Below are 20,519 nucleotides of genomic sequence, written 5' to 3' on the forward strand. Positions count from 1 at the left end.
ACATCAGCAGCCTGGCCCCGGATGCCGAGAAGTTCATGCGCACCGTGCGCAGCCATTGGGAAGTGGAGAACCGGTTGCACTGGTGCCTGGATGTTCAGTTTGGCGATGACTACGCACGCGCTCGCACCGGCCACGTTGCCCATAACCTCGCCTTGGTGCGCCATATCGCGTTGAACCTGATCCGGTTGAACACCTCGGTCAAAACCAGCATCAAGACCAAGCGATTGCTGGCTGCGACCTCGGATGAGTTTCGGGGTGCATTGCTGGGGTTGGCGGTTGAGCCAGAGACCGACGGCGATGAGGAGGAGGAGGATTGATGTCGGATGGGTAGCTGCGGGAGCCCTGGAGACCTATCTGAGGGATAGGGAGATGGATGTGGTCTTGACAGTAGAGAGTCGCTCTGACGGAATTTACGTCGCAGCGACAAATGGTCGAGAGGGAGTAGATGCATTTACTAGATATGATGGAGTCCTGGTCGGGTGTGCGGGAGGCGTGCTTGTGTCGAGATATGTCCGAAAACCCGTGCAGCACCCGGATTCTGGAGGTGGCGTTTCTGTCTCCTATGGCGAATATCGAATTTCACGCGCAGGAGAAAACGGGGATATCCAGGTTGTAGGCAGTCACAGGGTGCGTTGTGGTAGGTGGGGAGGGCTTGCGTCCACGGCGCCTGGGGGAGCAGATGCTGAAGCCGGTTGTCGTTCTTTCAACAATTCGACGATCTTTATTTATCGGAAACTCGTTGATTGATGCGGCGGGTTCGCTCAAGGCTGGAAGAGATTTTTCGTCACGATGGTTAATCGTTCCATCTGCCTATTTGTCAGACTGATCACCACGATTTTTTTGTGGCCGGGTGCTCTGTGTAAGTGGACCATGGCCCCTTCAGTATGAGGCTCCAGTGACCCATCACTTCCACCGCCCCATCGCCGTCTTCGCCTTCCTCGTCGGCGCGTATTTCCTCGTTCTGTCACCCGCCTTGTTCTGGCCGTCCTACCTCGATAGCCCCGTCGGGGTGCTGGTGGCGCTGCCCTACCTGTCGGTCTATCTCTTTCACGCCCTCGGGGTGCCGGGTTTGCTGGTGAATGACGGGGCCTGTGGTTGGGGGTGGTGTGCGCCAACGGTTTTCGGCTGGTGCTTCATTGTGGCCTTCTGGCTGGGGCTGGCGTGGTTGGTTGCGCTGGGGCTGGTACGCTGGCGGGGCCGCGGGGTGTCGCCATGAATTGGCTTTGTTGCTCCGGGCTTTTCCACAAGGAGAGTGCAGTGACAAGGTGCAAGGCGTGGATGGTGGGGCTGGCGCTGGTCGGCGCGGCAACCTGTGTGATGGCGGATGACAGCGGCTTTTCCAGGCAGTTTTCTGCCTGCATGGACAAGTCGGGTGGGGTGACCCAGGGCATGGTCGAGTGCATCGATGCCGAGGTGAAGCGCCAGGATGTGCGCCTGAACAAGGCCTACAAGGCGGTGATGGCGGATCTGCCGGTGGCGCGGCGGGATGAGCTGCAGGGGGTGCAGCGTCTGTGGCTCAAGTTTCGTGAGGCCAACTGCCGCTTTTATGCCGACCCGGAGGGGGGATCGATGGCCCGGGTGGAGGCCAATCACTGTTTTCTGTCAGTGACCGCGGCCCGTGCGCGGGAGCTGGAGGGCTTTGGCAAGCCCTAGGGGAAGTGGCCCTCGCCCGCCGGACGGGCGGGTGAGGGTCGTGCGGCGCGGTGCTTACTTCCGGCGACGCAGCATGAAGCCCGTCAGCCCCAGCGCCGCCAGGGCGAGGGTGGCGGGTTCGGGGATTTTCTGGGCCTGGAAGTCGGCGAAGACGTCGCCAGTGATGCCCAGTACGAAGAACTGGTTGGGGTTGGCGGTGAGGGTGCCATTGACGTCCACCATGTCGAGGAAGTCGTTGTCATTCACCACGATGAGGCTGTGCTGGAGCACGCCGTCCACCCATACGTCGGGGCCGAAGGCGAGGCCTTCGATCTTGGCGGGGATGGTCCGGTCGGTGTAGCCGTTGGCCTTGAGCAGGGCGACGAGGTCGACGAACAGGGTCTTGGTGACGGCCTTGCCCGTGAGGGCGGCGGCGCCGGTGTCATTGCTCACGTCCTGGGCGCCGCTCAGGTTGATGGTGTAGAGCTTTTTCTGGACGGCCTTGGAGTCGTCGCCGAGGCCCTTGCCGTCGCGCTCATCGATGATGAATTCGTGGTCGTTGATGGCGACGATTTCGCTGATGGAGCCGTACTTGGGCTTGGCGGCGGTGCCGATGTTGTCGAGCTGGTAGGCGTATTCGTGGGTCACCTTGCCGGTGGCCAGGTCGATGGTGACGATGCGCACGGTGCTGGCGGCGGTGCCTCCGTCCTGGGCCAGGGGGCTCTGCATGACGCCGACCAGGGTCTTGCCGTCGGGGGTGATGGCGAGGCCTTCCATGCCCTTGTTGGTGACGCGGCCGCTGGTGTTGGCGGCGATTTCGCTGCTCTCGGTGGCGGCCGGCGTGGTGGCGGCAAACTTCTCCGGCAGGGTGATCACGCCGGTGCGTTCGCCAGTGCTGCGGTCGAAGCGGTAGATGTAGGGGCCGTATTCGTCGGAGATGTAGACGCTCTTGCCGTCGGCGGCGACGCGGATGCCTTCCAGGTCGAGGCGGGCGTTGTTCGGGTTGGTGGAGGTGCCGGTGGCGAAGGCGTCGGAGCGGCCGGTGAAGTAGTGCTCGCCATTGCTGCCGGTGAGCACCGGCGCGCTGCCGTAGTTGAGGGCGGCGCTGCTGGACAGCAGGGTGGTGGAATTGAGCACCGGGTTAAGGGAGGTGATGCTGCCGGCGCTGAAGGCGGTGGTGCTGAGGCCCAGATTCAGGGTCTGGAAGCGCGGGATCCAGCTGGTGGTGTTGTCGACGCTGCTGTTCCAGGCGCTGGCATTGGGGCCGCGGTCGGGGGTCAGCAGGAAGGTGTCGCCGCCGGCCCAGGCGATGGCGGAGCCGAGCCCGCCGAGGGTGTTGGCGGGGGCGCCGTTTTCGAGGGGGCCGTTGAGGCCCGACATATCGGAGCCGCTGATCTGGCCAATGCCGATCAGGGAGACGCCGGCGTGGGCATTGAAGGAGAAGGGCAGGGCGAGGGCCGCCGGGATGGCGGCGGCGAGCAGGCGTTTGGCGAACATGGGTGGCTCCGGAGAATGGATAAACCAGCAACGCTAACCAGCCCGTGTTACGCCCTCTTGACGCCTGTGTTGCGCGCTGCTCAGCCTCCGCTCAGGGCCTGCACGATGATCAGCTCTTCAGCGGCGGGCAAGGCGTGATCCAGATCGAAAACCTGGGTGTTGCCCGAAAAGAAGCGGATGTGGCGCCGGATGCGGTTCTGCTCGTCGATCATGCGGAAGCGGATGCCCGGGTAGCGCCGGTCCAGATCGGCCAGGACATCGGCGAGGGTCTGGCCCTCGGCCTCGGCGCGGGCCCCGCCGGTGTAGGAGTGCAGGGCGCTGGGGATGAGGATCTTCACGCCGGCCCGGCCCGGGTGGCGGTTTCCACCGCGTAGATTTCGGGCAGATGGCGGGCAATGCATTCCCATTGCCGGCCTTCGTCACGACTCATCCACAGTTCGCCGCTGCTGGTGCCGAAATACACCCCCACCGGGTTGTGGGCGTCTGCGTTCATGGCCTGGCGTTTCACCGTCCACCAGGCCTGGCTGGCGGGCAGGCCGGCGTCGAGGCGCTGCCAGCTGGTGCCGCCGTCCCGTGTGCCATACACCGCCGGCTTGCCGCCCGGGCTGGTGCGGGGCCAGACGCTGGTGCCGTCCATGGGAAAGACCCACGCGCAGTCAGCGTCGTGCGGGTGCACCACCATGGGGAAGCCGATATCCCCCACGTCGGCCGGCATGGCCTTGCCGATGCGTGCCCAGGTGCTTGAGGGCCGGTCGAGGCGGTAGATGCCGCAGTGGTTCTGCTGGTACAGGCGGTCGGGGTTGGAGGGGCAGAGCCGGATGCAATGGGGGTCGTGAAAGCTCACGTCATCGGGGTCGAAGCCTTCGACGACCTGCAGACCATCGACCAGGGGGGCGAAGGTCTGGCCGCCATCGCTGGATTCATGCACGCCGCCGCCGGACATGGCCATGTAGAGGTGCTTGGCGTCCCGTGGGTCGACGATGATGGAGTGCAGCTTGGGGCCGTCGGGGGTGCCGTCCTGCACGGTGCCCATCCATTTGCGGTACTGGAGGTCGTCGTTGATGGTGGAGGCGGGGGCCCAGGTGTTGCCGCCGTCGGTGGAGCGGAACAAGCCCTGGGGCGAGGTGCCGGCGTACCACAGGCCCGGCTCGCTGACGTGGCCCGGGGTCAGCCAGAAGCTGTGGTCCACGGCGCGCCCCTCCTGGCCTTCCGGCGCGGGGGCGAAGGCCGGTGGCCGCGCGGCCTCCTGCCAGCTGCGGCCAAAATCGGTGGAGCGGAAGACGGTGGGGCCCAGGTGGCCGGTCTTGGCCGCGACCAGGAGAGTGCGCCCGTCGCGGGGGTCGAGCACCATGTGGTGAATGGTGTGACCGAGGAAGTGGGGGCCGTCTACACGCCAGGCCTGGCGTTCGGCATCCGAGAAATACAGCCAGGCCCCCTTGCGGGTGGCCACCATCAGGATGGTTTCTCCCGGCGTGGCCGGGGCTCCGAGGTGCTGTGTCATGACGCACTCCTCTGCCGGTGGGATGACGCGGTGGATGGGTTGTCGATGATGCACCCGTGGGGCACCCGTCTGTCAATCACGCCATGGCGCCCGGCGCCGGTGCTGGGCTCAGGCGGTCTCTTCCTCCGCTTCCCGTTCTTCCTGCTGGAGGCGCCACATCTGGGCGTAGGGGCCGTTCCTGCCCAGCAGCTCGGCGTGGCCACCCCGTTCGAGGATGCGGCCCTGATCGAGCACGATGATCTCGTCGGCGTTCATCACCGTGGACAGGCGGTGGGCGATGACCAGGGTGGTGCGGCCCCGGGCGGCGGCGTCGAGCTGGGCCTGGATGGCCTTTTCGGTCTTGGAGTCGAGGGCCGAGGTGGCTTCGTCGAAGATCAGGATGTCCGGGTTCTTCAGCAGGGTGCGGGCGATGGCAACGCGCTGCTTTTCGCCGCCGGAGAGCTTGAGGCCGCGCTCGCCCACGCGGGTCTGCCAGCCATCGGGCAGGCGGGCAATGAAGTCTTCGAGCTGGGCGGCGCTGGCGGCGGCTTCGACTTCGGCCTTGCTGGCTTCCGGGCGGCCGTACTGGATGTTGTAGAACAGGGTGTCGTTGAAGAGCACGGTGTCCTGGGGGACGATGCCGATGGCGGCGCGCAGGCTGTCCTGGGTGAGGCTGCGGATGTCCTGCCCGTTGATGCGCACGGCGCCGCCCTGCACGTCGTAGAAGCGGAACAGCAGGCGGGCGAGGGTGGATTTGCCCGAGCCGGAGTGGCCCACCACCGCCACGGTCTTGCCGGCGGGAATGGCGAAGTCCACGTCGTGGAGGATCTGGCGGGAGGGCTCGTAGGCAAAGCCCACGTGATCGAAATGAACGCTGGCCGGGCCCCGGGCGAGGCTATGGGCATCGCTGGCGTCGGCCACTTCCCGGTGGGTGCCCATCAGGCCGAACATGCGCTCGATGTCGGTGAGGGCCTGGCGGATCTCCCGGTACAGCACGCCCAGGAAGTTGAGGGGGATGTAGAGCTGGATCAGGAAGGCGTTGACCAGCACCAGGTCGCCCAGGGTCATGCTGCCGTTGGCCACGCCCAGGGCGGCGCGCCACATCATGGCGGTGACACCGACGGCGATGATGGCGGCCTGGCCCATGTTGAGGAGAGACAGGGATTTCTGGTTCTTGATCTGGGCGGCGGTCCATTTGGCCAGTTCGGTGTTGTAGCGGCGGGTTTCGAAGGCCTCGTTGTTGAAGTACTTCACCGTCTCGTAGTTGATCAGGCTGTCGATGGCCCGGGCGTTGGCGGCGGAGTCGAGTTCGTTGGCCTCGCGGCGCAGGGCGGTGCGCCAGTTGGTGACCTTGAAGGTGAAGGTGACGTACAGCACCAGGGTGACCAGGGTGATGATGGCGAAGCTGGGTTCGTACTTCACCAGCAGGATGCCGATGACCAGGCTGATCTCCACGAAGGTGGGCAGGATGGAGTACAGGGTGTAGCTGATCAGGCTGCCGATGGAGCGGGTGCCGCGCTCGATGTCCCGGGTCAGGCCGCCGGTCTGGCGTTCCAGGTGGAAGCGCAGGGACAGGGCGTGCAGGTGCCCGAAGACCTGCAGCGAGATCTCGCGCACCGATTCCTGGGTGACCCGGGCGAAGACGATTTCGCGCAGCTCGGTGAAGAGCGACGTGGAGAAGCGCAGGGCGCCGTAGGCCACCAGCAGGGCTGCGGGCACCACGATGACGGCCTGCTCGCGGGTGATGTCCAGGCCGTCCACCAGCTGTTTGAAGATCAAGGGCACGGAGACGTTGGCAAACTTGGCCGAGATCAGGCAGCTGAGGGCAAACAGCACCCGCCACTTGTAGGCCCACAGGTAGGGCACGAGCTTCTTGATGGTCTGCCAGTCGTGGCGGTCGCCGCTGGCAGGCAGGGGTTGGGCGCCGGAGGGGGAGCGTCGCATGGGCTTCTTTCTCTGTTCTTGTTCAGTGCTTGTTTGGGATGAGGCTGTCGCCGGCCAGATGGGCGGCGAGTCCGATGAAGAGCAGGCCGCACAGGCGGTCCAGCCAGGGGCCCATGCCCGGGCGGCGTGCCAGCAGCCGCCCGAGGTGGCCAGCGGCCAGGGCCATGGCGCCGAAGATCAGGATGGTCTGGGCAGCGAAAACGAGGCCGAGGACGAGCATCTGCAGGCTGACCGGGCCCCGGGCCGGATCGGCGAACTGGGGCAGGAAGGCCAGGAAGAACAGCCCCACCTTGGGGTTCAGCGCATTGGCCACAAAGCCCTGGCGAAAATCCTGCAGGCCGGAGCGGGGCGCCCCACCCGAGGCGGGCGTGAGGCTGCCACCGCTGCGCAGGGCCTGGATGCCCAGCCACAGCAGCCACGCCGCACCCGCCAGCTTGACGGCCAGGAACAGCCCGTTTGAGGCCCGCACCAGCGCTGCAACCCCAAGGCTCGCCCAGGCGATGTGGGTCACGCAGCCGGCCGCGCAGCCGAGGCCGAAGGCCAGGCCGGCGCGCTGTCCACGGGCCAGACTCCGACCGATGACCATCAGGTTGTCAGGGCCGGGTGCAAGGGTGATGAGGATGGAGATGCCTAGAAAGGCGAGGAGGGTGTCGAGGCTTGGCATGGCGCCCAGATTCTGGGCGGCCGGGGCGGGGGAGTCAATGCGGGCCGGCACCGGCCGGCCCGGAAGGCTTAGTGATGGTGGTGGCTGTGGTCGTGATCGTCACCCATGCACAGGGCCGCGGGGTCGTTCATGGCGGCTTCACCCATGCGCTGGAGGTTTTCGAGGACGCGCATGGAGGCGCTTTCCATGCTGTCCAGGTAGCGCAGCACACCGGTCATGTCGTTGTCGGCGAGGGCTTCGAGGGCCTGGACGCCGGCGCGGTGGACTTCCACGTGGGGCGGTTCGATCTCGCGGTATCCGGGCATGCGGCTGAAACAGGCCTGCCCTTCGCCCTCGTAATACCACTTGCCCAGGCGGCAGGTCGTATGGGTGGACACTTCGCCCGGCTTCAGATTCGCCAGCCCGAAGACCGCCAGGTAGATGCGGAACTTGAAAACGATGTGGTCGATCTTGGCGACTTCCACAAAGCTCTTCATGGCGCTGCCGGCGATCACGCCTTCCATGTTGCCCGACAGGGCCATCAGCAGCTTCATGTCTTCGGTGGCCTTCTGACCCCGTTCGCTGAAGCGGCCGGCGGCCTGGGACAGGGATTCCATGCTGTTGCGGGCACGGGTGGAATCTTCGCGGATGCGGCTCACCAGCGTGGAGATCTCGGCTGTGGCGGTGGACGTGCGCTCGGCCAGCTTACGCACCTCGTCGGCCACCACGGCAAAGCCGCGCCCGGCCTCGCCGGCCCGGGCCGCTTCGATGGCGGCGTTGAGGGCCAGCAGATTGGTCTGGTCGGCGACGCCATGGATGAGTTTGACGATGGCGCTGATCTCGTCGGCGCGCTGGGCCAGGGTGTCCACTTCGCGGGCCGAGCTCTGGGACTCGACAGCCAGGCGCTGCAGGTTCTCGGCAATCTCGGTGGTGGCCTGACCGCTGGTCTGGGACACATGGGCAGCCTCGACGGCCTTGACCTTCTCGTTGCGCAGGATGCCGGCCATCTCGCCGAGGCTGCCCTGGGCGCCGGATAGGGAGTTGCCGAACTCGGACATGCGCTGCACAACGGCCAGCAGGTGGTCACAGTGACGCTGCTTTTCAGATTGGGCGTTGCGCAGGGCATCAACTTCGCTGCGCAGTGCGTTGAGTTCGTTCTGCAGTGCCTGCTCGCGGGCTGCGGAGGATTGGAGGTCGGTCTGGAGTTGCTCGTACTGTTTGCGGTTGATCCACATGGGCGTGATCCACTCTTCTCTTATTGATATGTCGGCTTTCGATATTCGGCCGGCTTGTCGCGGACAGTCGGGCTTGCTTCCGTCGCTTTTATTACGGCAGGCGTAGCGATTTCTTGGCATAAATTTGCCAGCGATGGGGTGCTTTTTGATAAATGTCAGCAGTTGGTGAGCTACGGCTTGTGTTTTGTCCTGTCTGGAAGTCGACAAACGTGCCGGCGCAAGGTGATGGGGCGGAGCGCGTACTCTTGGGACGATGGTTCTCGAGACCAGTGCGGGCGCGGCTTGTAGTGGCGAGTGCTCCCGGCGCAGTCAGCTTTCTCTATGGCTGGGCACTGATCTTGCTGTACTTCTCTGCCCTCTTCATCCCCCTCCCATGACAACGTCTCCACCCTTACATTCCGGATCTGATTCGGCTGCCCTTCCTGCAGGGCAGGTGGTCGGGATCTATCAGGATCGGACCAAGCACCGCTTCCTTGCCTATGCCGCCGGCCCGACGACGCTGGACTGGGACGCACGCCCCGAGCCCTTCCGCCATTTTGCCGGCACACCGGTGATCGACCTACCCCTGGCCAGGGCCGATGCGCTGGGCATGGCGCCCCTTCGCCCGGCGGTGCCGGATCTGGCGTCCATCGGTGCCCTCCTGCATCTCTCCTTTGGCCTGACCGCCTGGAAGACTCTGGGGCCAGACCGGTGGGCGGTGCGGGCCAATCCGTCCAGCGGCAATCTTCACCCAGTGGAAGCTTATGTGCTGGTGGCAGGTGTGACGGGGCTTGAAGACGGGCTGTACCACTACCTGCCGGATCGGCACGCACTGGAACTGCGGGCGCAACACCCGCAGCCCTTTGCCGCGGGACCGGCGCTGGCGGTGGGGCTGACCACGGTGATGTGGCGCGAGGCCTGGAAGTACAGTGAGCGGGCCTTTCGCTACTGTCAGCTGGACACCGGCCATGCGCTGGGCGCCCTGCGCTATGCGTCGGCCTTGCTGGGCTGGCGGCCGGTGGAACAGTTGCGGGTCGGCACCGAAACCCTGGCCGCGCTGCTGGGGGTGGATCGGGATGAGGATTTTCCCGGCTGGCGTGCTGACGTGAGCCGCGAGGAGGCTGAGATGCTGCTCGCCCTGGATCTGGGCCGCGGCGGCGTAGCCCATGCTCCGTCGGCCCTGCGGGCTGCGGCTGTCACTGCGGTGTGGCAAGGCGTGGCCAGTGTGATCGACCCCTTCCCCATGTTCCACTGGCCGCTCATTGCCGAGGTGGCGCTGGCCACCCGGCGCCCCGATGACTGCGGCCTGCCGCCCATCGCCGGCCCGCTCCCGCGTCTCCAGCCGGCAGCGCGCATCCTCGCCAGGCGTAGCGCCCAGCGCTTCGATGCCGCCCATGTGATGAGCGCCGCGGGTTTCGCCCAGCTCCTCGACGCGCTGTCCGGGGACGTCGATACACGGCTGTCCCTGCTGTTCTTCGTGCATCGGGTCGAGGGGATGGAGGCCGGGCTGTACCTGCTGCCCCGCGGCCCCTGGGGGCCGGCGCTGTGCGATAGCCTGGGTGAGGGGGGCAGCCTGCTGCCGCAGCCAGGGCCGGGCGGGCTGATATGTCTGCAGAGGCTGGCGCCGGTGGAGCTGCGGCGGGTGGCCCGCAGCCTGCATTGCCACCAGGACATCGCCGCCAGCGCCTGCCTGGCCGTAGGCATGCTGGCGCCCTTTGGCCCCCTCGTGGAGGCGCAGCCCGCGGTCTACCGGGACCTGCTGCGGGAGGCCGGCCTGTTGGGCCAACGCCTCTACCTGGAGGCCGAGGCCATGGGTTTGCGCGGCACCGGTATCGGCTGCTTTTTCGACGACCCGGTGCACGAGGCCGCCAGAGTCGCCACCCCGGATTTCCAGAGCCTCTATCACTTCACCATCGGCCTGCCGGTGGACGACGAACGCATCGAGACGACGCCGGCCTACCCGGCCCTTGCCGAGAACCCCGCATCATGACCAACACTGCTACCCCAACCCGCCACCGCCGTGGCTTCCTGCGCATTGATGCCAGCCGGGCGGCCGACCTGATCTACCGTGCGCGCCTCGGCCAGTTGCCAGACCTGGCCTTGTTCGATGTGCGTGATCGGCGCAGCTTCGAGGATCGTCACGTGGACGGGGCCGAGCACCTGACCGAGGCGGCGCTGGGTGAGGTGTTCGGGCGTGTTCCGCGGGCGGCGCCGGTGCTCATCTACTGCTATCACGGCAATGCCAGCCAGGCGTACGCGGGGATGTTTGCGGACTTCCACTACGCCGAGGTCTATAGCGTGGATGGCGGCTTCGAGCCGCTTGAGGGCGCGCTAATGGTGCGGGAGGGCGAACGGCGGGCGCCCGCCCTGCCTGCGGAGGCGAGCGCGGCGCTGGTCGCCTTTCTGGACGAGTTCGGTTTCGATCACGACAACCTGAACCAGGCCCGGGAGCACGGCCTGACGCCCCTGATGCGGGCGGCCTTGCTGGGCCGTCCGGACCTCATGGAGGCCTTGCTGGAAGCCGGAGCCGACGTCAGCCTGCGCAACGGCGATGGCAACAACGCCCTGTGGCTGGCCTGCGTATCGCGGGAGCCGGCCGCCATCCGGGTGCTGGTGGCCGCCGCTATCGACCTGAACAACCGCAACGACGTGGGGGCGACCTGCCTGATGTATGCGGCGTCGAGCGGCCGGCCGGAGATCGTCGAAGCCTTGCTGGCGGCCGGGGCCGACCCGTGGATCCGCAATGACGACGACGCCTGCGCGGTGGATCTGTCGTCCACCGTCGAGTGCCTCCACCTGTTGCGGCACACCGCCCGCTAAGTTTTTCCGGGAGAGCGCGGGGGCTGGCGACGGGGGAGCCGTCAGCCCCTGTCCGGTTCAGCTGGCGTGCCAGAGCTCCACACCACCGCTGGTCCACTCTTTGGTCCACTCTTGCATCGGTTGCCGGAGCAGGCCTTCCAGTTGCTCGCCGGGCAGTGGCCGACTGATCAGGTAGCCCTGGATCTTCTCGCACCCGATGCTGCGCAGAAACTTGAGCTGAGCCTCGGTTTCGACGCCTTCCGCCACCACTTCCAGGCCCAGCTTATGGGCCAGCAGTACGGTGACGTCGCAGATGTCGGCGTCGCTGGGGTCGGTCTCGATGTCCTTGACGAAGGATCGGTCGATCTTGAGGGTACGAATGGGGAAGAGCTTGAGGTAGGCGAGGGACGAATAGCCGGTGCCGAAATCGTCAATGGACAGGGTCAGGCCACGCTGGGTGAGGGCGCGCATGACCTCGATGGTCTCGTCGGGAGAGGCCATGGAGACGGACTCCGTCACCTCCAGGTCGATCAGGTTGGCGGCCAGTCCGTGGCGGGCCAGCAGGGCGTCCACCCGGGCCGGCAGGGTCTTGTCGAGAAACTGGCTGGTGCTCAGGTTGATGGACATGCGCAGGTCGGTCAGCCCCCGGGTGCGCCACTCGGCGAGCTGGCGCATGGCCTCGTGCAGCGACCCAGTCGCCGAGCGCATCGATGATGCCGGTTTCTTCCGCCACCGGGATGAACTCGGCCGGCGGAACCAGGCCACGCACGGGGTGCTGCCAGCGCACCAGTGCCTCCACCCCCACCAGGCGGCCGTTGCGCAGGTCCTGCTGGGGCTGGTAATGGAGCACGAACTGTCCGCGCTCCAGGCCGACCCGCAGCTCCGACTCCAGGGCGATGCGCCGCATGATGGCGACGTTCATGTTCTCGGTGAAGAACTGGTAGTTGCCGCGCCCCTTGGCCTTGGCGTGGTACATGGCCATGTCCGCGTTCTTCAGCAGATCACCGATCTCGGTGGCGTCGTCCGGGTAGATGCAGATGCCGATGCTCGGCGAGGTGCGCTGCTCCTGCCCACCCACCTGGTAGGGGGCCGATATGGTCTGGACGATCTTGTCGGCCACGTGGGCGGCATCGGCGGGTGAATCGACCCCGGGCAGCACCACGACGAACTCGTCGCCTCCCAGGCGCGCCACGATGTCACTCTTGCGGACCGTGGCGCTCAGGCGCCGGGCCACCTGCACCAGCAGCTCATCGCCCACATGATGGCCGACGGTGTCGTTGATCGCCTTGAAGCGGTCCAGGTCGATCAGCATCAGGGCCATCTGCACGCCCTTGCGGGTGCAGAAGCCCACCGCCTGCTCGAGCTTCTCGTTGAGGCTGAAGCGATTGGGCAGATCGGTCAGGGGGTCGTGGTGGGCCAGGTGGCGAATGCGCTCCTCGGAGGCCTTCAGCTCGGAAATATCGATGAAGTTGCCGATGTAGTTCTGGATCTGGCCGTGCTCGTCGCGCACCAGCGAGATGGACAGCCATTTGGGATAGGGCTCGCCCGACTTGCGGCGGTCCCATAGCTCGCCCTGCCATGCCCCGGTGCTCTCCAGGCTGGCCCACATGTCCCGGTACACCTCCCGCGGCGTGCGGCCGGCGGAGAGCATGGACGGGTCCCGGCCGGCCACGTCGTCCTGGGTGTAGCCGGTGAGTTTGGTGAAGGCCTGGTTGGTGGCGATGATGCGGTTGGCCGCGTCGGTGACGATGATGGCCTCGTTGCTGTTGGAGAACACGGTGGCCAGCAGGCGCAGGTGTTCCTCCGCGTGGCGGCGCTCGGAGATGTCCTGCACCGTGCCCTCGTAGCAGATGAAGCGGCCGCTGGCGTCCCGCACCGTGTGGGCGTTTTCGGAGATCCAGATGCGCGAGCCGTCCCGGCGGCGCACTTCCGACTCGAAGTTGATGACCTCGCCGCGGGTTTCCATGATGTGGCGGAAGACGTCGCGGCGACCTGGCTCGATGTAGAGCCGGCTCTCGATGTCCGACAGGTCGGCCATCAGTTCGTGGGGCGAGGCGTAGCCGTAGAGGCGGGCGAGGGCAGGGTTGGCGGCCAGGTAGTGCCCGTCCTGAGTGGTCTGGAAGATGCCTTCCGAGGCGTACTCGAAGATGTGGCGATAGCGCAACTCGGTGTGCTCCAGGGCTTCGAGGGTCACCTTTCGCGGGGTGACGTCCTCGATGAAGCCCTCGATTACCGTGTGACCGTCTTCATCAGGCACCGCAATGCCGCGTTCTACGACCCAGCGGAGTTCGCCGGAGCGGGTGACGATGCGGTATTCGAGGCAGAATCGCCGCCCCTCCTGAATGGCCTGCCGGATCTGTGCGCTTACCCATGCCAGGTCGTCCGGGTGGGTGAGCGACGCCCACGATAGCTTCGCGTTGTTGACGATGTCGGCCGGGGTGTAGCCGGTCAGGGCGGTGCATCCCTGGCTGGCGAAGATCATGGTCCACTGGGCGTCGTCCAGGCAGCGGTAAACCATGCCCTCCAGATTGTTCACGAGGGTGTCTAGCACCCGCGTCCTGTCCAGGGCCTGGGCGGTGAGAAGGCTGGTGCGGCGCTGGCGTCCGGAGAGTGGGGGCACGTTTCGAGCTTGTGGTGCGTGATCGTGGTGCGGAGTCAGGCAAACTTCATGCCCGTGGATGGCCCGCGGAACATGCGGCAAGCAGCATGCCTTGCACCGCCATGATGCGGATTGTGATCCTGTTGTACCTGCTGTGGTGCCTCGACGGCACCGTTTTAGTGCAGGGTGCGCGGCATGGCCAAGGTGAATTCCGGCACCGGTGCATCGAAGCGACTTCCGTCCTCGGCCACCATACGGTAGCTACCCTTCATGGTGCCCACCGGGGTGGCGATGGTGCAGCCGCTGGTGTATTCAAACTGCTCACCCGGGCGTAGCAGGGGTTGCTTGCCGACCACGCCAGCGCCTTCGACTTCCTGCACCGCGCCCTCCGCATCGGTGATGATCCAGTGCCGGCTGACCAGCTGGGCCGGGGCCTGGCCGGTGTTGCGGATGGTGATGCGATAGGCGAAGACGTAGCGGTTCGCTTCGATGCTGGACTGCTCCTCAATGTACTGGGCCACGGCCCTGACTTCGATGGCGTCCTGTTCCTTGCTGGTGGTCATTGTCTTGGATGCAGCGCGTTGGGGCTTCAATTGAAGCCGAATTGTGCCCGTGCCGCAACCACGCCGGGGGCAAGGGGCCGCGGCGTTGGCGCAGCGCAGGCCGGGCGGGTACACTTCCGCACCTCCGCGTTCTCCCCGCCAGGACTTGCCATGAGCTTCCGCATCGCCCCCAGTATCCTCTCCGCCAACTTCGCCAAGCTGGGTGAAGAAGTCGCCAACGTGATCGCCTCCGGCGCCGACTGGGTCCACTTTGACGTGATGGACAACCATTACGTACCCAACCTGACCATCGGCCCGCTGGTGTGCGAGGCCATCCGCCCATGCACCACGGCGCCCATCGACGTGCACCTGATGGTCAAGCCAGTGGATCGCATCGTGCCCGACTTCGCCAAGGCGGGCGCCAACATCATCACTTTCCACCCGGAAGCCTCCGATCACGTGGACCGGACCCTCGGCCTGATCCGGGACAGCGGCTGCCAGGCCGGCCTGGTGTTCAACCCGGCCACGCCGCTGAACTGGATGGATCACGTGATGGACAAGCTCGACGTGGTGCTGCTGATGAGCGTGAACCCGGGTTTCGGCGGCCAGTCCTTCATCCCCGGCACCCTCGACAAGCTGCGCGAGGCGCGGGCGAAGATCGATGCCTACACGGCCCGTACCGGCCGCCAGATCCTGCTGGAGATCGATGGGGGCGTGAAGGTGGACAACATCGCCGAGATCGCCCGTGCCGGTGCCGACACCTTCGTGGCGGGCTCGGCCGTGTTCGGGGCGGGCAAGGACAGCGACCCCCAGCGCTACAACAGCGTGCTGGCCAACTTGCGCGCCGCCCTGGCCGGGGTCTGATCCGCTTCGGGCGTCAGGCCGACTTGCGCCGCAGGGCGGAGGGCGGCCGGCCCAGGGTGCGCAGAAAGGCCCGGCGCATCCGCTCCTGATCGCCAAAGCCGTAGTCCCGGGCGATCTTCTGCACGGCCTCCGTGCCGCTCTCCAGGGCCGCCGCGGCGGCCTCCACCCGCAGTTTTTCCACCGCCCGCGCCGGCGTCACGCCCATCTCCTCGGTAAAACGCCGGGAGAAGTGGCGCGGGCTCATGCACGCCCGGGCCGCCAGAGCATCCACATCCAGCCGTTCGCCCAGATGCTGGCGGATGTAGTCGAGCAGGGCCGCAAAGCGCCCGCCGGCAGGCTGCATCTCGGCCAGCTCCGAAAACTGCGACTGTCCGCCGGGGCGGCGGTAATACACCACCAGCTGCCGGGCCACCTGGCGCGCCACCGCCTCGCCCAGGTCGTCGGCAATCAGGGCCAGGGTCAGGTCGATGCCGGCCGAGATGCCGGCGGCGGTCCACACCGGGCCATCCTGCACATAGATCAGGTCCGCATCCAGCTGCACCGCTGGAAAGCGCAGCTTGAAGCGTGAGGTGCGCCGCCAGTGGGTGGTGGCCCGCCGGCCGTCGAGGAGCCCCGCGCTGGCCAGCAGCCAGGCGCCCGAGCAGACGCTGGCGGTGCGCCGGGCGCGGGTGCTGGTGGCCCGCACCAAGTCCAGCGTGGCAGGGCAGGCGGAGGCCTCATCCACCCCGTCGCCACCCACCACCAGCAGGGTATCCGGCGCTTCGTCAGCGGCCACGGGGCGGGTCAGCAGCACGGCGCCGCTGGAGCTGGCCACCGGGCCGCCGTCCCGGGACACGAGGGCCAGCCGGTAGCTGTCGGCACCGAAGCGGTTGGCCGTCTCGAAAGCCGACAGGGGGCCGGCGGCGTCGAGGATCTGAAAGCCGGGATAGACCAGCAGGCTGATGGGGCGGGGCATGGTCGAGAGGGGGTTGAATGGCAGAAAAGGTGGTTTTTCTGTCATTTACGCCATCCACTCTAGCCGGCGACCATGGCGGCGTCAAAGTCTCCGGGAGCGCCCCATGAATGCCAACGTGTTTCTTCTCGCCCTCAGCCAGGCCCTGATGATGACCCTGGTCGGCCTGGTCCTGTCCAGCTCGGCCCTGGTGGCTGTGGGGCTGTCGGCGCCGGCCGGGCTGGCCAACCTGCCCCTGGCGGCCCAGTACCTGGCGACCCTGCTGGTGCTGCATCCGGCGGCCCGGCTGATGGGCACCCACGGCCGCCGGCCGGTGTTCGTCGGCGCCGCTCTGGTGGGGGTGGCCGGGCTGCTGCTGGCGGCGCTGGCCATCGCCTGGGGCAGCTTTCCCCTGTTCGTGCTGGCGGGCCTGGGTATCGGCGTGTTGGGCGGGGTGGGGCAGTTCTACCGCTTTGCCGCCATCGAAGCGGTGCCGCCGGTGCGCAAGGGGCTGGCTGTGTCCCTCACTCTCACCGGCGGAGTGCTGGCGGCCTTTCTGGGGCCGTGGCTGGCGCGCTCCACCCGCCACCTGTTCGAGACGCCCTTTCTGGCGAGCTTTCTGATCCTCGCGGCGCTGGCCGTGCTGGCGGCCGTGGCGGCCGGGCGCTTGCGTCTGCCGCCGCCGCCCCGCCAGCAGGCCCAGGCATCGCCCCGGCCGGCACGGCAACTGCTGGCGGACCCCGGCGTGGGTCTGGCCGTGGCTGCTGCGGTGGTGGCCTACGGCGTCATGAACCTGCTGATGACCGCCACGCCGCTGGCCATGTTGTGTGCCGGCCATGATTTCAATGCCACGGCCACGGTGATCCAGTGGCATCTGGTGGCGATGTTTGCCCCGTCCTTCCTCACCGGGGGGCTGATCACCCGGATTGGCGCGTTGCCGGTGATGGCCCTGGGCGTGCTGGCCAGCCTGGCGGCCATCGGCATCGCCCTGCTCGGCGACCGCTACGGGCACTTCCAGGTGGCCTTGGTGCTGGTCGGCCTGGGCTGGAACCTGCTCTACGTGGGGGCCACCACGCGCCTCGCCGAGCGCTGGCGGGACGAGGAGAAGGGCCGGCTGCAGGCGCTCAACGACAGCCTGGTGTTTGCCGGGGTGACCCTGGCCACCTTTGCCGCCGCGCCCCTGGTGGACCGGCTGGGCTGGGCTCTGGTCAATGGGCTCACGGCGCTCCCGCTGCTGGTGTTGCTGGCCTGCCTGGGACGGGCCCTGCTGCGTGGGCGCGTCAGGCTGGCGTCGGCGGGCTGATCTCCCGTATGCTGCGCCGCTGTCCTGTTGCCCCGTCAAGAGCTGCCCGATGTCTGTCCACCGCGCCCCCACTGCTGTCCTCTTCGATCTGGATGGCACCCTGCTCGATTCCATCCCCGACCTGTCCGAGGCCTGCCACCGGATGATGGTGGAGCTGGGGCGCCCACCCCACGACATTGAGGTGATCCGCACTTTTGTGGGCAAGGGCATGATCAACCTGGTGCGGCGCTGCCTGGCCGAATCCGGTTCGGCAGAAGAGACCGAAGTGGACGCGGCGGTGGAGGCCTTCCGCCGCCACTACGCGGTGGTCAATGGTGAGCGCACCGTGATCTACCCCGGCGTGTTGGAGGCTCTGGCGGCCTTCGAGGCGGCAGGGGTGCCCATGGCCTGTGTCACCAACAAGCCCGGTGCCTTCACCGGGCCGCTGCTGGAGCGTACCGGCATCGCCCGTTTCTTCGGGGTGACGGTGAGCGGCGATACCCTGCCCGACAAGAAGCCCCACCCAGCGCCGCTGCTCCATGCCTGCAGCCAGCTGGGCGTGCCGGCGGCTGCGGCGTGGATGATCGGCGACTCGGCCAATGACGCCGAAGCGGCCCGTGCGGCGGGTATCCCGGTGCTCCTCGTCACCTACGGCTACAGTGAAGGCCGGCCTGTGGACAGCATCGAATGTGACGGGCTACTATCCAGCCTCGTCGATGCGCTGCCGCGCATCCTCACCTGAATTCACGGACACCCACCCATCGTGACCCGCAAGCGCATGTTCTTCGTCGAGGAGTTCCCTGCCGTTCGTATCCCCCGCTCTGGCGGATGCGGCGGCCGGTCATGGCTGCTCGCCTGAGCCAGCCCTGAACAGTCGCGGGCCTGCCCCGTGATACCCTCGCGAAAAAAGCATCATGCACTTCCGGAGTCTCCATGACCGAAGCCGAATTCAACGCCCTGGCCGCCCAGGGCTATAACCGCATCCCGGTTACCCTCGAAACCTTTGCGGATCTCGACACCCCGCTCTCCGTCTACCTGAAGCTGGCCAACGCGCCCAACACCTACCTGCTCGAATCCGTGCAGGGGGGCGAGCGCTTCGGTCGCTATTCCATCATTGGCCTCGCCGCCTCGACCCGCATCGAGGTGCATGGCCGTTCGGTGCTGCTGCTGACCAACGATCGCCTGGTGGAGCGTCGTGACTACGGCGACCCCCTCAACTTCGTTGCCGAGTTCATGGACCGCATCAAGGTGCCGCCCCGCGACCACCTGCCGCGCTTTGCCGGCGGTCTGGTGGGCTGTTTCGGCTACGACACCGTGCGCTACATCGAGCCGCGCCTGGCCAAAACCGAGAAGCCCGACGCGCTGGGCACCCCCGACATCCTGCTGCTGCTGTCCGAAGAGATCGCCATCGTGGACAACCTCTCCGGCAAGCTGACCCTGGTGGTCTACGCCGAGCCCGAGGTGCCCAACGCCTACGTGCGCGCCGTGCGCCGCCTGAAGGTGCTGCTGGGCAAGCTGCGCGAGCCGGTGAGCGTGCCGGTCGAGCAGGTCTCCGAGCCGGCCGAGGCGGTGTCCAGCTTTGGCGAGGAGGCCTTCAAGGCCGCGGTTCAGAAGGCCAAGGACTACATCGTCGAGGGCGACATCATGCAGGTGGTGCTGAGCCAGCGCATGAGCAAGCCCTTTGGTGCCAGCCCCCTGGCCCTGTACCGGGCCATCCGCAGCCTCAACCCCTCGCCCTACATGTTCTATTTCAACTTCGAGGAGTTCCAGGTGGTGGGCGCGTCCCCCGAGATCCTGGTGCGCCTCGAGGACGGCGACGTGACCGTGCGTCCCATCGCCGGCACCCGCAAGCGCGGCGCTACCCATGACGAGGATCAGGCCCTGGAGGCCGAGCTGCTGGCCGACGAGAAGGAGCGTGCCGAGCACACCCAGCTCCTCGACCTGGGCCGCAACGACTGCGGCCGCGTGGCCCGCACCGGCACCGTCAAGGTCACCGAGCGCTTCACCGTCGAGCGCTACTCCCACGTGATGCACATCGTCTCCAACGTGGAGGGCAAGCTCAAGGACGGGCTCAACGCCCTGGCCGTGCTGCGCGCCACTTTCCCGGCGGGCACCGTGTCCGGCGCGCCCAAGCTGCGGGCCATGGAGATCATCGACGAGCTGGAGCCGACCAAGCGCGGCATCTACGCCGGCTCGGTGGGCTACCTGGGCTTCCACGGTGACATGGACCTGGCCATCGCCATCCGCACCGCCGTGGTCAAGGACGGGCAGATCCACGTGCAGGCCGGCGCCGGCATCGTCGCCGACTCCAACCCCGATGCCGAATGGCAGGAAACCCAGAGCAAGGCCCGCGCCATGCTGCGCGCCGCCGAGATCGCCGAAGCCGGGCTCGATACGCGTCTGTGATGGCCATGAACAAGGCCGCCCGGAGGCGGCCTGCCCTTAACCCGCCGGTGACGCCGGGGTCAGAACGCGATACCGACCTTGGCCTGTACCAGCCAGTTGTCGGCGCCGTGGTGGCCGCCACCGATGTTTTTGTCGGTGGTGTCCTGCCAGCGGGCGCCGAGGCCCAGGTTCAGGTTGTTCATGCGGTAGTCCAGGTCGGCACCCACCTGCCAGGCGAACATGTCGGTGGTACGGCCGCCGGCATCCGACTTGACCCAGCCGATACCGGGGCCGACGCCCAGGGTCAGGTTCTGGGCAATCGGGGTGGTCCAGCGGGGGTTCAGCTCCACGGTCTGCAGCTTCAGCCCGTCATTGTCGAAGCGGTTGTAGGACAGCTTGGTGCGCACCATGCCGGTGGGCGTCTGCAGCAGGCCGCAGTTCATGGCCAGCTCCAGGCCCCAGGCGGTGCCGCTGTCCACGTGCTTCGGGTCCATCAGGCCACCGGTCACGGAGGCGACGAAGGCCGGGCTGTAGCCCTTGTCGAGAATGGGCAGAAACTTCCAGTCGCCGGCCAGGGCCGGGGCGGCAGCAGTGGCGGCAAGGGCAGCGGCGATCAGGATGCGGGCGATTTTCATGGTGTTTTCTCCTTGTGTTGTGGAAGGCGCCCTGACTATCCCATGCCCGGCCAGCCCCTGTCGGTAACCGCG

At 66.9% G+C, this 20,519-nt stretch carries 19 protein-coding genes and 1 pseudogene; 9 read left to right on the top strand and 11 right to left on the bottom strand.

Annotation, left to right across the window (positions count from 1 at the left end; translation table 11 throughout):
* The 3 genes from ACIQ09_RS15940 to ACIQ09_RS15950 all read left to right on the top strand — a co-directional run.
* Positions 1-317, top strand: a 317-nt coding sequence (locus ACIQ09_RS15940) for an ISAs1 family transposase (protein WP_398311951.1), incomplete at its 5' end; no start/stop codon positions are given.
* A 578-nt stretch (positions 318-895) separates the two neighbouring features.
* Positions 896-1,216, top strand: coding sequence for a hypothetical protein (locus tag ACIQ09_RS15945; protein ID WP_398311954.1), 321 nt, complete (start codon positions 896-898; stop codon positions 1,214-1,216).
* 41 nt (positions 1,217-1,257) lie between these two features.
* Positions 1,258-1,653 carry a lysozyme inhibitor LprI family protein gene (locus tag ACIQ09_RS15950; RefSeq protein WP_398311957.1) on the top strand — a complete coding sequence of 132 codons (396 nt, stop codon included), beginning with the start codon at positions 1,258-1,260 and terminating at the stop codon, positions 1,651-1,653.
* A 54-nt stretch (positions 1,654-1,707) separates the two neighbouring features.
* On the opposite strand, the gene ACIQ09_RS15955 is transcribed toward ACIQ09_RS15950, so the two are convergent.
* From ACIQ09_RS15955 to ACIQ09_RS15980, 6 genes are all read right to left on the bottom strand, one after another.
* Entirely contained in the window at positions 1,708-3,129 is a 1,422-nt protein-coding gene (locus ACIQ09_RS15955; RefSeq protein ID WP_398311960.1) for an esterase-like activity of phytase family protein, read from the bottom strand.
* Positions 3,130-3,209: 80 nt separating this feature from the next.
* Complete coding sequence (locus tag ACIQ09_RS15960; protein WP_398311963.1) at positions 3,210-3,467, bottom strand: MoaD/ThiS family protein; 258 nt, start codon at positions 3,465-3,467, stop codon at positions 3,210-3,212.
* Entirely contained in the window at positions 3,464-4,630 is a 1,167-nt protein-coding gene (locus ACIQ09_RS15965) for a glycosyl hydrolase (RefSeq protein ID WP_398311966.1), read from the bottom strand. The genes ACIQ09_RS15960 and ACIQ09_RS15965 overlap by 4 nt, the downstream gene beginning before the upstream one ends.
* 108 nt (positions 4,631-4,738) lie before the next feature.
* Positions 4,739-6,553 carry an ABCB family ABC transporter ATP-binding protein/permease gene (locus ACIQ09_RS15970; RefSeq protein WP_398311968.1) on the bottom strand — a complete coding sequence of 605 codons (1,815 nt, stop codon included), beginning with the start codon at positions 6,551-6,553 and terminating at the stop codon, positions 4,739-4,741.
* A gap of 22 nt (positions 6,554-6,575) precedes the next feature.
* The gene (locus tag ACIQ09_RS15975) at positions 6,576-7,217 is read right to left on the bottom strand and encodes a LysE family translocator (protein ID WP_398311971.1); all 642 of its coding nucleotides are present in this window, start codon (positions 7,215-7,217) and stop codon (positions 6,576-6,578) included.
* Between the two features lie 68 nt (positions 7,218-7,285).
* On the bottom strand, positions 7,286-8,431 hold the full coding sequence (locus tag ACIQ09_RS15980; RefSeq protein WP_398311974.1) for a methyl-accepting chemotaxis protein: 1,146 nt from the start codon (positions 8,429-8,431) through the stop codon (positions 7,286-7,288).
* Between the two features lie 433 nt (positions 8,432-8,864).
* Between ACIQ09_RS15980 and ACIQ09_RS15985 the strand changes: the two genes are divergently transcribed.
* Positions 8,865-10,400 (top strand): SagB family peptide dehydrogenase, encoded by a 1,536-nt coding sequence (locus tag ACIQ09_RS15985; protein WP_398311977.1) that lies wholly within the window; start codon positions 8,865-8,867, stop codon positions 10,398-10,400.
* Positions 10,397-11,230: an ankyrin repeat domain-containing protein gene (locus ACIQ09_RS15990; protein WP_398311980.1), complete on the top strand. Its 834-nt coding sequence runs from the start codon at positions 10,397-10,399 to the stop codon at positions 11,228-11,230. Before ACIQ09_RS15985 ends, ACIQ09_RS15990 begins: the two co-directional genes overlap by 4 nt.
* Before the next feature lie 57 nt (positions 11,231-11,287).
* Here ACIQ09_RS15990 and ACIQ09_RS15995 read toward each other — a convergent pair whose 3' ends face one another.
* The 3 genes and pseudogenes from ACIQ09_RS15995 to apaG form a co-directional block, all read right to left on the bottom strand.
* A complete protein-coding gene (locus ACIQ09_RS15995; protein WP_398311983.1) occupies positions 11,288-11,917 on the bottom strand; it encodes an EAL domain-containing protein in 630 nt (209 codons plus the stop codon).
* A pseudogene (locus ACIQ09_RS16000) lies at positions 11,880-13,727 on the bottom strand (PAS domain S-box protein); the annotation flags it as partial. The pseudogene ACIQ09_RS16000 and the gene ACIQ09_RS15995, both read right to left, overlap by 38 nt.
* Before the next feature lie 257 nt (positions 13,728-13,984).
* Positions 13,985-14,371 (bottom strand): Co2+/Mg2+ efflux protein ApaG, encoded by a 387-nt coding sequence (apaG, locus tag ACIQ09_RS16005; protein ID WP_398311986.1) that lies wholly within the window; start codon positions 14,369-14,371, stop codon positions 13,985-13,987.
* A 150-nt stretch (positions 14,372-14,521) separates the two neighbouring features.
* Between apaG and rpe the strand changes: the two genes are divergently transcribed.
* Positions 14,522-15,214, top strand: a complete 693-nt coding sequence (gene rpe / locus ACIQ09_RS16010; RefSeq protein WP_398311989.1) for a ribulose-phosphate 3-epimerase — start codon at positions 14,522-14,524, stop codon at positions 15,212-15,214.
* Between the two features lie 13 nt (positions 15,215-15,227).
* On the opposite strand, the gene ACIQ09_RS16015 is transcribed toward rpe, so the two are convergent.
* Positions 15,228-16,214, bottom strand: a complete 987-nt coding sequence (locus ACIQ09_RS16015) for a GlxA family transcriptional regulator (protein ID WP_398311992.1) — start codon at positions 16,212-16,214, stop codon at positions 15,228-15,230.
* 58 nt (positions 16,215-16,272) lie between these two features.
* Here ACIQ09_RS16015 and ACIQ09_RS16020 point away from each other — a divergent pair, with 58 nt between their 5' ends.
* The 3 genes from ACIQ09_RS16020 to trpE all read left to right on the top strand — a co-directional run bounded on the left by ACIQ09_RS16020 (position 16,273) and on the right by trpE (position 19,833).
* Entirely contained in the window at positions 16,273-17,448 is a 1,176-nt protein-coding gene (locus tag ACIQ09_RS16020; protein WP_398311995.1) for an MFS transporter, read from the top strand.
* A 49-nt stretch (positions 17,449-17,497) separates the two neighbouring features.
* The gene (locus ACIQ09_RS16025) at positions 17,498-18,169 is read left to right on the top strand and encodes a phosphoglycolate phosphatase (protein WP_398311998.1); all 672 of its coding nucleotides are present in this window, start codon (positions 17,498-17,500) and stop codon (positions 18,167-18,169) included.
* Between the two features lie 191 nt (positions 18,170-18,360).
* Entirely contained in the window at positions 18,361-19,833 is a 1,473-nt protein-coding gene (trpE, locus tag ACIQ09_RS16030) for an anthranilate synthase component I (protein WP_398312001.1), read from the top strand.
* Positions 19,834-19,892: 59 nt separating this feature from the next.
* On the opposite strand, the gene ACIQ09_RS16035 is transcribed toward trpE, so the two are convergent.
* Complete coding sequence (locus ACIQ09_RS16035) at positions 19,893-20,447, bottom strand: outer membrane beta-barrel protein (RefSeq protein WP_398312004.1); 555 nt, start codon at positions 20,445-20,447, stop codon at positions 19,893-19,895.
* Positions 20,448-20,519: the final 72 nt, after the last annotated feature.

The organism is Zoogloea sp. (assembly GCF_044344315.1).
Classification (GTDB): domain Bacteria; phylum Pseudomonadota; class Gammaproteobacteria; order Burkholderiales; family Rhodocyclaceae; genus Zoogloea.